The sequence below is a fragment of the Amycolatopsis suaedae genome (assembly GCF_004214935.1).
In the GTDB taxonomy this organism is placed as follows: Bacteria; Actinomycetota; Actinomycetes; order Mycobacteriales; family Pseudonocardiaceae; genus Amycolatopsis; species Amycolatopsis suaedae.
Window position 1 is genome coordinate 13,565 of the sequence record NZ_SFCC01000008.1, and the last position, 14,776, is coordinate 28,340.

Annotated in this window: 12 protein-coding genes; 6 read left to right on the forward strand and 6 right to left on the reverse strand. The window is 73.3% G+C overall.

The window, feature by feature from the left end:
- Window positions 1-85: 85 nt before the first annotated feature.
- Both EWH70_RS16440 and lysX read right to left on the reverse strand, forming a co-directional pair.
- Window positions 86-745, reverse strand: a complete 660-nt coding sequence (locus EWH70_RS16440; RefSeq protein WP_130476303.1) for a DUF998 domain-containing protein — start codon at window positions 743-745, stop codon at window positions 86-88.
- Complete coding sequence (gene lysX, locus EWH70_RS16445) at window positions 742-4,062, reverse strand: bifunctional lysylphosphatidylglycerol synthetase/lysine--tRNA ligase LysX (RefSeq protein WP_130476304.1); 3,321 nt, start codon at window positions 4,060-4,062, stop codon at window positions 742-744. Before lysX ends, EWH70_RS16440 begins: the two co-directional genes overlap by 4 nt.
- A 206-nt stretch (window positions 4,063-4,268) precedes the next feature.
- On the opposite strand from lysX, the gene panB reads away from it, so the two are divergent.
- A complete protein-coding gene (panB, locus tag EWH70_RS16450; protein ID WP_130476305.1) occupies window positions 4,269-5,147 on the forward strand; it encodes a 3-methyl-2-oxobutanoate hydroxymethyltransferase in 879 nt (292 codons plus the stop codon).
- 259 nt (window positions 5,148-5,406) lie between these two features.
- A complete protein-coding gene (gene pip / locus EWH70_RS16455; RefSeq protein WP_130476599.1) occupies window positions 5,407-6,339 on the forward strand; it encodes a prolyl aminopeptidase in 933 nt (310 codons plus the stop codon).
- Here the strand turns inward: pip and EWH70_RS16460 are convergent.
- On the reverse strand, window positions 6,312-7,295 hold the full coding sequence (locus EWH70_RS16460; protein ID WP_130476306.1) for a helix-turn-helix transcriptional regulator: 984 nt from the start codon (window positions 7,293-7,295) through the stop codon (window positions 6,312-6,314). The two genes, pip and EWH70_RS16460, sit on opposite strands and share 28 nt — an antisense overlap.
- Before the next feature lie 61 nt (window positions 7,296-7,356).
- Here EWH70_RS16460 and EWH70_RS16465 point away from each other — a divergent pair, with 61 nt between their 5' ends.
- A complete protein-coding gene (locus EWH70_RS16465; protein ID WP_130476307.1) occupies window positions 7,357-7,710 on the forward strand; it encodes a YybH family protein in 354 nt (117 codons plus the stop codon).
- Entirely contained in the window at window positions 7,710-8,192 is a 483-nt protein-coding gene (locus tag EWH70_RS16470) for a DUF488 domain-containing protein (protein ID WP_130476308.1), read from the forward strand. The genes EWH70_RS16465 and EWH70_RS16470 overlap by 1 nt, the downstream gene beginning before the upstream one ends.
- A gap of 57 nt (window positions 8,193-8,249) precedes the next feature.
- On the opposite strand, the gene EWH70_RS16475 is transcribed toward EWH70_RS16470, so the two are convergent.
- On the reverse strand, window positions 8,250-9,752 hold the full coding sequence (locus EWH70_RS16475; RefSeq protein WP_130476309.1) for a PucR family transcriptional regulator: 1,503 nt from the start codon (window positions 9,750-9,752) through the stop codon (window positions 8,250-8,252).
- A 97-nt stretch (window positions 9,753-9,849) separates the two neighbouring features.
- Between EWH70_RS16475 and gabT the strand changes: the two genes are divergently transcribed.
- Both gabT and EWH70_RS16485 read left to right on the forward strand, forming a co-directional pair.
- On the forward strand, window positions 9,850-11,181 hold the full coding sequence (gene gabT, locus EWH70_RS16480) for a 4-aminobutyrate--2-oxoglutarate transaminase (RefSeq protein WP_240687020.1): 1,332 nt from the start codon (window positions 9,850-9,852) through the stop codon (window positions 11,179-11,181).
- Entirely contained in the window at window positions 11,178-12,605 is a 1,428-nt protein-coding gene (locus EWH70_RS16485) for an aldehyde dehydrogenase family protein (protein ID WP_130476311.1), read from the forward strand. Before gabT ends, EWH70_RS16485 begins: the two co-directional genes overlap by 4 nt.
- Here the strand turns inward: EWH70_RS16485 and EWH70_RS16490 are convergent.
- Window positions 12,577-13,353, reverse strand: a complete 777-nt coding sequence (locus EWH70_RS16490) for a helical backbone metal receptor (RefSeq protein ID WP_130476312.1) — start codon at window positions 13,351-13,353, stop codon at window positions 12,577-12,579. The genes EWH70_RS16485 and EWH70_RS16490 overlap by 29 nt on opposite strands.
- Window positions 13,350-14,771, reverse strand: a complete 1,422-nt coding sequence (locus tag EWH70_RS16495) for an RNB domain-containing ribonuclease (RefSeq protein ID WP_130476313.1) — start codon at window positions 14,769-14,771, stop codon at window positions 13,350-13,352. Before EWH70_RS16495 ends, EWH70_RS16490 begins: the two co-directional genes overlap by 4 nt.
- Between the last annotated feature and the right edge of the window lie 5 nt (window positions 14,772-14,776).

The window sequence follows — 14,776 nt, forward strand, 5'->3', positions numbered from 1 at the left end:
GGTAGCGGGAGCAAGGGAGCTTTACTCTCGTCTTAGGGTAGTAAAGCTCCCTTGCTCCACGAAAATGCCCGAGATGTCCGGGTTTTCAGGTAGGTGAACGGACCGATCGCGCGAGGTAGAACAGGCCCGCGGTCATCACGGCGCTCATGGTCGCCATCTCCAGGCGCTCGAACAGGCCGGACAGGGCACCGGTGCCGGCCATCGTGGTGAGCAGGGTGCCCACCTGCGTCGCCAGCCCGGCCGCGAACCCCGCGGCGGCGAACGCCCGCCACCTCGGCGGCCACCACAGCACCAGGGTCGCGGTGCCGCTCAGGAAGATCGCGTCCAGCAGCACGTCGATCACGCGGTGCGTGCGGTGCCCGCCGGACACCTGGCCCGCCTCGATCCGCTGCCTGCACACCTCGCTCGCCGACTCCGCGCAGTCCAGCGGCACCAGCGCGTGCGTCACCAGCAGCAGGCCGAACAGGCAGGACGCCGCCACCGACAGCCGGGCCAGCAAGTAGGCGGGCGACAACCGGGACAGCAGCGGCGCGGACAACACGAAACAGGCACCCGCGGCCACCTCGATCCCCCGCAGCACCGGGGCGTACGGCTGCCCGGCGGCGCTCGCCTCGTCGGGGCGCGCGTGCAGCAGGTCGAGCCCGGTGGGCAGCACGAACTGCAGCAGCCAGCCCGAGTACGCGACGATCGCGGCTCCGAGCACCGCCAGGCCGAGCGTCCGGGCCGAACCGACCCCCGGGCTCACGGGCCGGTCACTCGCGGCCGGGCGAACGGGAACAGCACGGTCTGCCGGATCGACGCCCCGGTCAGCATCATCAGCACCCGGTCGACCCCCATGCCGAGCCCGCCGGTCGGCGGCATGCCGTGTTCCAGCGCGAGCAGGAAGTCCTCGTCGAGTTCCATGGCCTCGATGTCACCGCTGGCCGCCCGCAGCGACTGCGCCTCCAGCCTGCGCCGCTGCTCGACCGGGTCGGTCAGCTCGCTGTAGGCGGTACCGATCTCCGACCCGAACGCCACCAGGTCCCAGCGCTCGGCCAGCCGCGGGTCGGCGCGGTGCTGCCGGGTCAGCGGCGACGAGCCGGTCGGGAAGTCGGTGTAGAACGTGGGCAGCACCGTCGCGGGCTCGACGAGCTGCTCGTAGGCCTCCAGCACGAGCGCGTCGCGTCCCGCGTCGTCCGGCGCCGCGACACCCGCGCGCCGGCACAGCCCACGCAGCACGTGGGCCGGCGTGCCGGCGTCGACCCGCTCGCCCAGCACCTCGGACACCGCGTCGTGCACGGTCACGACCGGCCAGTCGCCGGAGATGTCGTACTCCCCGTCCGGACGGCGGGCGACCTGCGCGCCGTGCGCCGCCTCGGCGGCGTGCTGCACCAGTTCCCTGGTCAGCGTGCGCATCGTGCCGTAGTCGGCGTAGGCCTGGTACGCCTCCAGCATGGTGAACTCGGGGTTGTGCGTCGCGTCGACGCCCTCGTTGCGGAAGCTGCGGTTCAGCTCGAACACCCGCTCGACGCCCGCGACGCACAACCGCTTCAGGTACAGCTCCGGCGCGATCCGCAGGTACATCCGCATGTCGTAGGCGTTGATGTGGGTGATGAACGGACGCGCGTTCGCCCCGCCGTGCACGGTCTGCAGCATCGGCGTCTCAACCTCGAGGAAGTCCCGCTGGTGCAAGCGGTCCCGCAGCGCCCGGACCACTGTGGACCGCAGCCGCAGCATGGTCGCCGACTCCGGGTTGACCACTAGGTCGAGGTAACGCTGACGCACCCGGGTCTCCGGATCGGTGAGGCCCTTTCGCTTGTCCGGCAAGGGATGCAGGCACTTCGCGGTGACCGTCCACTCGTCGACGAGCACGGACAGCTCACCGCGGCGCGACGTCACCACCCTGCCCCGGACACCGACGTGGTCGCCCAGGTCCACACCGGACCGCCAGCCGGCGAGTTCGACGCCGTCGGCGGGCAGCATCAGCTGCAGCTCGCCGGAGAAGTCCCGCAGGCGGACGAACACCAGCCCGCCGAGGTCGCGGATGGCGACCACCCGGCCGGCGACCCGTACCCGCTCCCCCGTGTCCGCGTCCGGTCCCAGCCCGGCGAACTTCGCCGTGACGTCGCCGAGCAGCATGTCCCGCTCGAAGCCCACCGGGTACGGGTCCACTCCGGACTCCCGCAGCCGGTCCAGCTTGGCCAGCCGGACCCGGACCTGTTCCGGCCTGCGCAGGGTCTTCGGCGCCGGGGCGGCCGCAGCCTCGATCTCGGCCACCCGCGCCGCGAACTCGCCGGTGACCGTCTCCAGCCGCAGTCCCCTGGTGGCGCCGAACGTGGGCACGAAACCCTCCAGCGCACCGGCCACGATGCCCACCTTCGGCAGCCGCCGCGCCGAGGCGTAGCACAGGAACCGCGGCTCCCACTCCGGGCTGTACTTGGCGTTCGAGCGGTACAGCGACTCCAGCTGGAAGAACCGGGAGAACACGCTCAGTACCGCGCGCCAGGCCCGCAGCACCGGGCCCGCGCCGATCTTCTCGCCCTCCTCGAACACCGCGCGGAACATCGCGAAGTTGAGCGAGATGTGTTGCGCGCCGAGCCTTCCGCATTCCTCGACGAGCTTGGCCAGCATGTACTCGTTGAGCCCGTTGGACGCCTCCCGGTCGCGGCGCATGAGGTCGAGCGACAGCCCGCGACGTCCCCACGGGACGAACGAGAGCAGGCCACGCAGCGTGCCGTCGGCGTCGAACGCCTCCACCATCACGCACCGGCCGTCGGTCGGGTCGCCGAGCCGTCCCAGCGCCATGGAGAAGCCGCGCTCGTCGCCCGCGCCGCGCCAGTGCTGGGCCTTGTCGAGCAGTTCCGCCATCTCCTCGGCGGAGATCTCTGAGTGCCGCCGTACCCGGCTGGTGTAGCCGGCCCGTTCGACGCGGCTCACCGCCTGCCGCACGGTGCGGCGGTCCGGGCCGGCGAGGCTGAACTCACGGACGTCGAGGATCGCCTCGTCGCCGATCTCCAGTGCCTTCAACCCGGCGGCGGCGTAGACCTTCGCGCCACGTTCGCTCGCGCCGAGCACGCCCGGTGTCCACCCGTAGGTACGGGCCTCGGCCAGCCATTCCCGCACCGCAGGCGCCCACGCCTCCGGATCGCCGACCGGGTCGGCGCTGGCGATGCTGGTCCCGCCGAAGACCCGGTAGGTGACCGCGGCACGCCCGTTCGGCGCGAACACGACGCTCTTGTCGCGGCGGGTGGCGAAGTAGCCCAGCGAGTCGGGTTCGCCGTGCTCGGCCAGCAGGGCGCGCAGCCGCAGTTCCTCGTCGTCGGTGCGCAGCCTGCGGGTCCGCACGCCGCGGAAGAACACGAACAGCGCCGAGGCGACGGCGAGCGCGCCGCCGATGTCGAGCAGGACGTCCAGCCAGGCCGGCCCGTGCCCGACGCGGAGCCTGCCCAGCGGGAACAGCTCGCCGGTGGAGTGGTTGAGTGCCCAGGAGAACCGCGCCGCGGTGTCGGCCAGCGTCCCGGGGAACATCTCGACCAGCATCCAGCCGACCGCGGTCACCAGGGCCATGCCGCCGATCAGCACGGTCAGCCCGTGCCGCCATGCGCCGGGCGCGAGCCGGGCGGGGAACGCGGGCCGCAGGCGCAGCAGCAGCCCGATGAACACCAGCGAGACTCCCTGCGAGACACCGATCGTCCAGAGCACCCGCGGGATGTCGGCCAGGTGGTGCGGGTCGGTGGCCAGTACCTCCTCCGGCGCGGCCACGAGCACGAACTGGGTCAGTCCCCCGATCACGATGCCGACGATCTGGAACAGGACGAGGGTGTAGAGCGCGGCACGCTTGCGCCTGCGCAGCGCGGCGCCGAGCAGGGTGAGGATCAGTGCGATGACCAGGTTCGCGTCGGCGGGGATGCTGAGCACCCAGAACAGGCCGGCGATGACCCGGCCGAGCCAGCGGACGTCGCCCGCGAGCAGCAGCAGCACCGACACGAGGGCGCCGAGCTGCACGAAGGTGGCGATGAGCCCCGCCGCCCTCGCCTTCCAGACCGGGACCGGCCGGCCGGTCACCGCACTGGGCCGCTCCATGCACCCTCCTGCCTACTGCCCCAGCTAACCCCGAACCCGGCTACGCGGGCATCAACCGAGAGGTTGAGTCGCTCCGGCGGGCTCGATCGCGTGTGAGGCTAGTCGCAGCGCCTTGGGACGGCTGGGCCGCGGTGCGACGCTGGGTATGTCCAGATTCCACTACCCGGGGACCCGCTCGGCGGGCCTCGAGGCAAGGACGGTCGACAATGGTGTCCGAGAACGTGTCCAGCGGCGAACTCGCCGCCCCGTACGGATCCGGTCCCTCCGCGCAGGCGCAGGACAAGCCGCGCAAGAAGGTCCGCATCCATCACCTGCGTGAGATGAAGGAGCGCGGCGAGACCTGGCCGATGCTCACCGCGTACGACATGTACACCGCGGAACTGTTCGACGAGGCCGGGATTCCCGTGCTGCTCGTCGGCGACTCCGCCGCCAACAACGTGTTCGGTTACGACACGTCGCTTCCTGTCACAGTGGACGAGTTGCTGCCGCTGGTCCGCGGTGTCACCCGGTCGGTGAACCGCGCCCTGGTCGTGGCGGATCTGCCGTTCGGGTCCTACCAGCTGTCGCCGGAACAGGCGCTGGCGACGTCGGTGCGGTTCATGAAGGAGGGCAGGGCACACGCCGTCAAGCTGGAGGGCGGACGGCGGTTCGCCCCGCACGTCGAGGCGATCACCTCGGCAGGCGTGCCGGTGATGGGCCACATCGGGTTCACTCCCCAGTCCGAGCACAACCTGGGCGGCTACCGGGTCCAGGGCCGCGGTGACGCGGCCGAGCAACTGCTCGCCGACGCCACGGCCCTGCAGGACGCCGGGGCGTTCGCCGTGGTGATGGAGATGGTTCCGGCCGAGGCCGCCAAGCGGATCACCGCGGAGCTGCGGATCCCGACCGTCGGGATCGGCGCGGGACCCGACTGCGACGCGCAGGTGCTGGTCTGGCAGGACATGGCCGGGCTGCGCCGGGGCAAGGCTCCCCGCTTTGTCAAGCGTTACGCCGATCTGGCGGATGTTCTGTCGCAGGCGGCCCGTTCGTTCGCGGAGGACGTGCGAGGTGGTCAGTTCCCGGCGCCGGAGCACACCTTCCACTAGCGTTCATGTTTGTGAATACACATCACATACTTGACGCCTTGTCGGAAAGTGTCTTAGCGTTTACGCACCGCCCCCGGTCCTCAACGAGGAGGAGTTCGATGCGCGTAACCGCGCCGCACCCGTGTGACAACGCCACGCGACCTCCGAGACCGGCAGGCTGCTGACCCCTTTCCCCACCGACCGGGGGTTCGTTCAGTCTGGCGGCGGGAGCGAACCCCCAACCTCCTCCATGCGCACCATCACAGGCAAGGTGGTGCGCATGGAGGATCTCTATCCGCCGACGGCGGCCACCGGCTCGGGACTGCTCGACGTCGGCGACGGCCACCGGATCTACTGGGAGACAGCGGGTAACCCGGCAGGCAAGCCCGCCGTCGTGCTGCACGGCGGCCCGGGCGCCGGGCTCGCGCCGATGTCCCGGCGGCACTTCGATCCGGACGCCTACCGGGTCGTCCTGGTCGACCAGCGCGGTGCCGGGCACAGCGAACCGCGGCTGGACCTCTCGGCCAACACCACCTGGCACCTCGTCGACGACCTGGAGCGGCTGCGCGACCATCTCGGGATCGAGCGGTGGCAGCTGTTCGGCGGGTCGTGGGGTGCGACGCTGGCGCTGGCCTACGCGCAGACCCATCCCGAGCGGGTCTCGGAAATCGTGCTGCGCGGGGTGTTCACCTGCCGTCAGTCCGAACTGGACTGGATCTACCGCGGCGGTGCCGGGATGCTGTTCCCCGAGGCGTGGGCCGACTTCCTCGCGCCACTGCCGGCGGACCGGCACGCGGATCCGCTGGGCGGGTACGCGGACCTGATCGACGATCCCGGCACCCGGGACCGCGCCGCGCTGGCATGGAGCGCCTGGGAGGGCGCGATCGTGTCGCTGCTGCCGCAGCGCGGATACCACGAGACCTACGCCGATCCGGCGTTCGCGGTGCCGTTCGCGCGGCTGGCGCTGCACTACTTCACGCACGGCGCGTGGCTGGAGCCCGGGCAGCTGATCCGTGACGCGGGCAAGCTCGCCGGTATCCCCGGGGTGATCGTCCAGGGTCGTTACGACGTCGTCTGCCCGCCGGTGACGGCGTACGAACTGCACCGGGCCTGGCCGGACTCGCGCCTGCACCTGCTGCCCGCGGGTCACGCGGTCACCGACCCCGGCATGCTGCGTCACCTGCGTCAGGCCACCGACGGCTTCCGGGAGTAGCCGGCGGCGACCGCGGCCGCGCGGTCCCGCAGGGACGTGCGTAACCATTGCGGGGCAAGGACTTCCGCGTTCGTGGCGAGCTGCCACAGTGCCCAGACGGCGTGCCGCGCATCCTGGAAGGTGGCCTCCAGCCGGGGCCAGCCGTCCGCGCCGGTCTCCCCGGCGTGGACGGACAGGGCTGTACCGGCGAGTTCCGCGCGCCGCGCCGGATGCACCCGGAGGAGCACGGTGACCTGGTCGCCGCCGGTGCGGAACCGCGTGCTGCGTTCCTGCCAGATCCGGTCCAGGTCGACCCGCTCCGGTCGCCGGGCCGGTTCGGCGAGTTCCTCGGCGGCCAGGATCCGGGACAGCCGGTAGGTGCGGTCCGCGCCGGACCTGGTGGCCAGCAGGTAACCCTGGCCGCGCACGGTGACTAGGCCGATCGGGTCCACCGTGCGCCACTTCGGAGCCTGGCCGGCAGCCGCGTAGTGGATGCGCAGCCGGTGCCCGGCGAACACCGCGCGCCGCACCTCGGCCAGCACGGCGTCGGGCACCTCCTCGTCGGTCAGCCGGCGCGCGAGCAGGTCGGTCTCCGGGTCGATGAGCAGTCGCTCGACGGCGCCGGCCGCGGTGGCCCGGTGGCTTTCCGGCAGTGCGTCGACCACCTTGTGCATGGCCGAGGCGAGCGCGCCGCCGAGCCCGAACGCCTGGGCGCCGCGCCGCGATCCGGCGACCAGCAGGGCGAGGGCCTCGTCGTGGTTCAGTCCGGTGAGCTCGGTCCGGAAGCCGGGGAGCAGGGCGAACCCGCCGTTGCGGCCGCGTTCGGCGTACACCGGGACGCCCGCCGCGGACAGCGCGTCGATGTCCCGCAGCACCGTGCGGGTGGACACCTCCAGCTCGCGGGCGAGCGCCGCCGCGGACAGCCGGCCGTGCCGGCGCAGCAGCAGTACCAGCGACACCAACCGGTCCGCGCGCATGCGAAAACGTTACCGGAATACACGACACAGGATGTCGTGTTTTGTGCGCGAGGCTTTCCGCATGACAAGCAGGACTGCGGCCACCGAGCCGAACGATCTGGGCAGGTACTTCATCGAGCGCGCCAACGCGGGCGACGTCGACGGGCTGGTGGCGTTGTACGAGCCGGACGCCGTGCTGGCCTTCCCGCCGGGCAACCTGGCGACCGGGCACGCGGAGATCCGCAAGGTCTACGAGGGATTCGTCGCAGCGGCGCCGGTGCTCACGCCGGGCAGGCAGCATCCGGCGCTGGTCAGCGGCGACCTGGCGCTCACCGTGTCCACGCTGACCACCGGGGAGATGACCGTGGAGATCGCCCGTCGCCAGCCGGACGGGTCCTGGCTGTGGGCCGTGGATCAGCCGGCGCTCGTGCCGTAGTGCGGCGCATCGCGACGATCGGCGTCTACGGGTTCACGGCCGGGACGTTCGTCGCGGCGCTCGCCGGTGCGGAGGCCGGGCTGCTGCTCGACCTCCGCCAGCGCCGCGGCGTCCGGGGGCCCGAGTACACGTGGGCGAACGCGGCGCGGCTGCGGCGCCTGCTCGCCGACGCGGGCATCGGCTACCGGCACGTGCGGGACCTGGCGCCGACGACCGAGCTGCGCGAACTCCAGTACCGCGAGGACGACCGCCAGGGCGTGGGCAAGCGCAACCGGATCACGCTGGCGGCCGAGTACGCCGAGCGCTACACCCGGGAGATCCTCGACCCGTTCGATCTGGGCGGGCTCGTGGCCGGGCTGCCGCCGGGGGTGACGGCGTTGTTCTGCGTCGAGCGTGACCCGCAGGCGTGTCACCGTTCGCTGGTGGCGGGGCGCCTGCACGCCGGGCACGGCCTCCCGGTGACGCACCTGCGCCCCGCCTGACCACAGCAGCCCCACCTGTCCCACGTGTCACTTCCGTAAGGGAGCAAGGGAGCTTTACTACCCTTCTTCGCTAGTAAACCTCCCTTGCTCCCACTTCGAGGGGCGGGGGAGGTTCAGAGCCAGCCACAGTTCGGCACGGACGCCGGGGGCGTTCAGGGAGCGGCCGGTCAGCTCCTCGATTTTACGCATGCGATTGCGCAGGGTGTGGCGGTGCACGCCGAGGCGCTCGGCGGCGGCGTCCCAGTGGCCGTGCTCGGACAGCCAGCAGCGCAGCGACTCGACCAGGTCGCCGCGACCGGTCAGGTCGTGTGCGCGCAACGGGGCGAGCAGGCCGTTGGCGAAGCCTTCCGCGGCGTCGGCGGGCAACAGGGACAGCAGGCCGACACCGGCGTGGTCGGCGAAGCGCAGCAACGGCTCGCCCGCCGCGCGGGCGGCCGCGGCGGCCTGCCGCGCCTGGTCCCAGGCCTCGGCCAGGCGGCCGGGCGGCACCGGCTCGGACACCCCGGCGTGCATCCCGTCCATCCCCTGCGGCGGCACCGTGGCCGGCATCAGCAGCAGCGCCGCACCGTCGCGCTCCCCCGCCAGCCGCGCGCCCTCGAACGTGTCCACGGCGTCGACGACAGCCGCCCGCAACCGCGGCGGGCCCAGCAGCGCCACCACGGTCCACGGCTGCGCGGGCACCGCGCCGGGCAGCTCGCGCCAGGCCGCCAGCGCCGCCTCCGTCCGGCCCGCCAGCAGCAGGTCCAGGATCGCGCCACGCAACCGGCGCACGGCCCGGCCGGACGCCTGGTCACCCTCCAGCGCGAGCGCCAGCAGCGACGCGGCGGTGTTCACGATCGTCCGGTCCGCGGGCTCCAGCGTGGCCGGACGGCCCACCGCCAGGAAACTCCGCGACCGGGTCGCCAGGGCCTGGACGAACACCTCGTCCTCCCCGACGGTGTCCACCACGCTGCCCAGCCGGGTCCCCGACCGCAGCCGCGCCAGCAGCGGCTCCAGGCTCCGCGAACGGTCCCGCGACGCAGCGGGGCTCGCGTGAACGGGCCGGCCCTCGGTGTCGAGCAGCAGCACCCAGCCGTCCACCTCCCCGGCCAGCGCCCGCACGGTCGCACTCGGCCCGGACCTGCCCACGGCCGCGCGGGTCAGCCTCCGCTGGGCCCTGCCGGTGCGGATCAGTGCCGCGTACTCGTCCGCGGCCACCGCCGCCGACACCGCCTTGGTGATGGCGATGAACGGCGTCCGCCTCGGCACGTCGAACAGCGGCAGCCCGGCCGCCTCCGCCGCCTCGACCAGTGCCGCGGGCACCTCGTCGTGGTTGATCCCGCTGCCGAACCCGATCCCGGCCACCCCGGCGCCGACCAGCCTGCGCACGTAGCCGTCCGCGTCCCGGGCCGGTGCCAGGCCGGTGGTCAGCAGCAGTTCGCCGCCGTCGAGGAACGCCGTCGGGTCGGCCAGCTCGGTCGAGTGCACCCAGCCGATCGGCCGGTCCAGCGCCCCGTGGCCGGCCAGCACCCGCAGCCGCAGCGACTCGATGGCCACCAGCCCGCCCACCGTGAGTGCCATAATGTCCAACTCCAGCCTTCGAATACACCAGAATGTACAGCTGACTCACCACCCACGCCGCCGCACGCTGGGACCGGAACCGATCCCAGGAGGCAGCGTGACCCAGACCCGACCGCGTCTTTCCAGCCGGCTGCGCACCGAGATCCCCGGCCCCGCGTCCCGGGCGCTCCAGCAGCGTCGCGCCGGCGCCGTCGCCGCCGGGCTCAGCTCCGTGCTGCCCGCCTACATCACCTCGGCCAGCGGCGGCCTGCTCACCGACGCCGACGGCAACACGCTGATCGACCTCGGCTCCGGCATCGCGGTGACCAACGTCGGGCACTCGGCGCCCGCCGTCGTCGACCGCGTCCGCAAGCAGGCGTGCTGGTTCACCCACACCTGCTTCATGGTCACGCCGTACGAGGGCTACGTGGAGGTCTGCGAGCAGCTCAACGACCTCACCCCCGGCGACCACGAGAAGCGGTCCGTGCTGCTCAACTCCGGCGCCGAGGCGGTGGAGAACGCGGTCAAGATCGCCAGGGCCGCCACCGGCCGCCAGGCGATCGTCGTCCTCGACCACGCCTACCACGGCCGCACCAACCTGACGATGGCGCTGACGGCCAAGTCGGTGCCCTACAAGCACGGATTCGGCCCGTTCGCGCCGGAGATCTACCGGGTGCCCGGCTCCTACCCCTACCGCGACGGCCTGTCCGGTGAGCAGGCCGCGGCCGCGGCGATCGACCGGGTGGACAAGCAGATCGGCGCCGACCAGGTCGCCGCCGTCGTGGTCGAGCCCATCCAGGGCGAGGGCGGCTTCGTCGATCCGGCGCCCGGGTTCCTGCCGGCGCTGGCCGCCTGGTGCCGGGACAACGGCATCGTGTTCGTCGCCGACGAGGTACAGACCGGCTTCTGCCGCACCGGCGACTGGTTCGCCAGCGACCACGAGGGCGTCGTCCCCGACCTGGTGGCCACCGCGAAGGGCATCGCGGCCGGCCTGCCGCTGGCCGCGGTCACCGGCAGGGCCGAGCTGCTCGACGCGGTCCCGCCGGGCGGCCTCGGCGGAACCTACGGCGGCAACCCGGTCGCCTGCGCCGCCGCGCTGGGCGCCATCGAGACCATGCGGCAGGAGAACCTGACGCGGGCCGCCCGCGGCATCGCCGACGTCGTGCTGCCCCGCCTGCGGGACCTCGCCACGCGTACCGGCGTGATCGGCGACGTCCGCGGCCGCGGCGCGATGCTGGCCGCCGAGTTCGTCCGCCCGGGCACCACCGAACCGGACCCGGACATCACCAAGCGGGTCGCCGCCGCCTGTCACGCGGCCGGCGTCGTCGTGCTCACCTGCGGCACCTACGGCAACGTCGTCCGCCTGCTGCCGCCGCTGTCCCTCTCGCACGACCTGCTCGACGAGGGACTGTCCGTACTGGAAGACGCCGTTGTGGAGGCCGCGCGGTGACCACGCCGTTCTGGATCGCAGGCAAGCCCCGCACCGGCGAGCACACCCAGGTCGTGCACAGCCCGTGGGACGGCGCCGTCGCCGGGGAGCACGGGGTGCCCTCGGCCGCCGACGTCGAGGACGCCGTCCGCGCGGCCGACGAGGGCAGGGCCGAGACCGCGGCGACCCCGGCGCACGTCCGGGCCGCCGCGCTGGACCACGTCGCACGGTCGCTGACCGAGCGCGCGGACGAGTTCGCCGAACGTATCACCGCGGAGTCGGCGAAGCCGATCACCTGGGCCCGCGCCGAGGTCGCCCGCGGCGCGTCGACGTTCCGCTGGGCCGCCGAGGAGGCCCGCCGCCTGTCCGGCGAGCTGCAGCGGCTGGACACCGACCCGGGCGGCACCGGCAGGCTGGCGCTGGTGCGCCGCGTCCCGAAGGGGCCGGTGCTGGGCATCACGCCGTTCAACTTCCCGCTGAACCTGGTGGCACACAAGGTCGCGCCCGCCATCGCGGCCGGTGCGCCGATCGTGCTGAAACCCGCCCCGGCGACCCCGCTGACCGCGCTCGCGCTGGGCGAGCTGCTCGCCGAGACCGGCCTGCCCGCCGGCAGCTGGTCGGTGCTGCCCACCGGCAACGACGTCGCCGCCACCCTGGTTGCCGACCCGCGGCTGCCGGTGGTGTCGTTCACCGGCTCGGTCCCGGTCGGCTGGGGCATCGCCGATTCCGTGCCACGCAAGCACGTCGCGCTGGAACTGGGCGGCAACGCGGCGGTCGTCGTGTGCCCGGACTGGACCGACCTCGACCACGCGGCGGCGCGGATCGCCACGTTCGCCATGTACCAGGCCGGCCAGTCGTGCATTTCCGTGCAGCGGGTCTACGCCCCGCGCGAGCTGGCAGGCGAACTCACCGACCGGGTCGTCGCCGCCGTCGAGGCACTCGGGACCGGTGACCCGTGGCGGGAAACCACCGCGGTCGGCCCGCTCATCAACGTCGCGGCGGCCGAACGGGTCGAGTCGTGGATCCGCGAGGCGGTCGGCGCCGGTGGCACGCTGCGGACCGGTGGCGAGCGCGACGGCACCACGCTGGCGCCCACCGTGCTCACCGGCGTGCCGGAGGACGCGCGGGTCATGGCCGACGAGGTGTTCGGGCCGGTCGTGACGGTCAACCCGGTCGACTCGGTCGAGGAGGCGTTCGCCAGGGTCAACGCCTCCCGGTTCGGCCTGCAGGCCGGGGTGTTCACCAGGGACGTCGGCACGGCGTTCCGCGCGTCGGCGGAGCTGGCCGTGGGTGGCGTGGTGGTCGGTGACGTGCCGAGCTACCGGGCCGACCAGATGCCCTACGGCGGGGTCAAGGACTCCGGCACCGGCCGGGAGGGCCCGGCGGCGGCCATCGCCGACCTCACCGAGGAGAAGGTCACCGTCCTGACCGGACTGCCGCTGTGAGCGCGGCATGGGCGGCGACGAGCGACGGCCCGTACCAGGTGAGGTAACGCCCGGACACCAGTACGTAGGGCACGCCGGGAAACGCCTCCGGGCCGTCGTCGTCGGTGAACTCGTACGGCTCGTCGGGCAGGACGAGCAGATCGGCCTCGCCGTCGGCGAACCGCGCGGTCAGCTCGGCCAGCTTCGGCCGCGGGTACCGGTCGGCGTGCGTGGCGTAGGGCATGTCGACACCGAGCCGCCGCAGCACGTCGCCGCCGAACGTGTCGCGGCCCAGCACCACCCACGGCTTGCGCCACACCGGCACGACCGCCCGCGCCCGCACCGGCGGCACGTCCCGCCACAGGTCCTCGGCCTGGACCAGCCAGTCCGGCTCGTCCAGGCCGAAGGCCTGGGTGAGCAGCCTGCGCAGCGACCCGAGCGCGGCGGGTACCGAGGCGGGCGCCTCCATCACCCACACCGGCACGCCGTCGCCCCGCAGCCGCTCGACGTCCTCCGGCCGGTTCTCCTCGGAGTTGGCCAGCACCAGGTCCGGCTCCAGGGCCAGCACCTCGGAAACCTTGGGGTACTTGGACCCGCCGACGCGCGGAACGTCCAGTGTGGACGGATGGGTGCAGTAGTCGGTGGCTCCGGCGATCCGGCCGGGGGCCGACTCCTCGACCGCCTCGGTCAGCGCGGGCACCAGCGACACCACGCGCACCGGATCGCCACGCAGCGGGACCGGCTCGCCGAGGTCGTCGGCCGGGGTCACGCGTCCGCCACCCGCTCGAAGGACACGCGGCGCCGCTCGACGTCGACCGCGGTCAGCCGCACCGTGACCCGGGCGCCCTCGACGAAACCGGCGCCGGCGGCCTTGGTCAGCACCGGCGGGTCCTCGACCAGAACCTCGGCGCGGTTGTCCTCGGCACGCAGGACGACGGCGCCGAACGTGCCGCCGATGCGGCCGGCCAGCGTCCACGCCTCCACCTGGTCAAGGCAGGCCCGTTCGACCCGGCCGGCCAGGGTGTCCGACGCACTCATCAGCGCCGGCAGCTCGGCGAGGGCGTCCCGGACCCAGCCCGGGACCGGCCTGCCCGCGGTGACGGCGAGGCAGACCTCGGTGGCGAACCGGTCGACCAGCCTGCGGATCGGCGCGGTGACGTGCGCGTACGGCCCGCCGATCCCGGCGTGCGTGGTGATCTCCGGTGGCGTGCCGTCGAACGCCGTGTAGCCCGCGCCGCGCAGCAGCCGGGTGGAGTCGGCGTAGAGAGCCATCGACTCGGGCCGCGCCGGGTCGAGTCCGGCGAGGAGTTCGGCCACGGTGTGACCCTCGGGCCAGTCGATGCGCAGCGCGGCGGCCGACCGGCGCAGCCAGCCGACGGCACCGTCGTCGGCGGCGGGCAGGGTCCGCAGCACGCCGACGCCTGCCTCGGTCATGATCGACGCCGCGGCCATGCCGGTGAGCAGGGAGATCTCGGCGTTCCACGCGTCGACGTCGTTACGCGGGCGGCGGGCCAGCTCCCAGCCGCCCGGCCCGGCGGTGATCTCCTGCTCGGGCAGCTGCGGTTCCAGCGCCCCGCGCTGGACGGCCAGCTCGCGACGCAGCCTGCCCACCTCGGGCAGGGCGGCGACCGACGGGTGCGGCCGTCCGGCGTCGAACGCGGCCTGCACGCCGTCGTAGTCGAACTGCTCGACCGAGCGGACCAGGGCCCGGCGCACGCGCACCGACACCGGCCTGGCGCCGGAGTCGGTGCCGATCGTCCACAGCACGGCGGGACGGACCTCGCCGGGCAGCAGGCTGGCGGCACCCTCCGACAGCACCGGCGGGTGGAGCGGGACGTTGCCGTCGGGCAGGTACAGCGTCTGGCCGCGGCGGCGGGCCTCCCGGTCGATCGCCCCGCCGGGTGCGACGAAGCAGGCGACGTCGGCGATGGCGTAGTGGACGCGGAAGCCGTCCCCGGCACGCTCGACGTGCAGTGCCTGGTCCAGGTCCTTCGCGCCCGGCGGGTCGATGGTGACCAGCGGCAGGGCGGTGGCGTCCTCGCGGTCGGCGGACTGCGGCGGGTCCATGACCACGGCCTCGGCCTCGGCCAGGACGTCCGGCGGGAAACCGTCCGGGAGGGCGAGTTCGGTCCGCACCCGGACGAAGTCTCCGCCGGCCGGGTGGACCTGATGTCCTGGCGGGGCCACGCGGT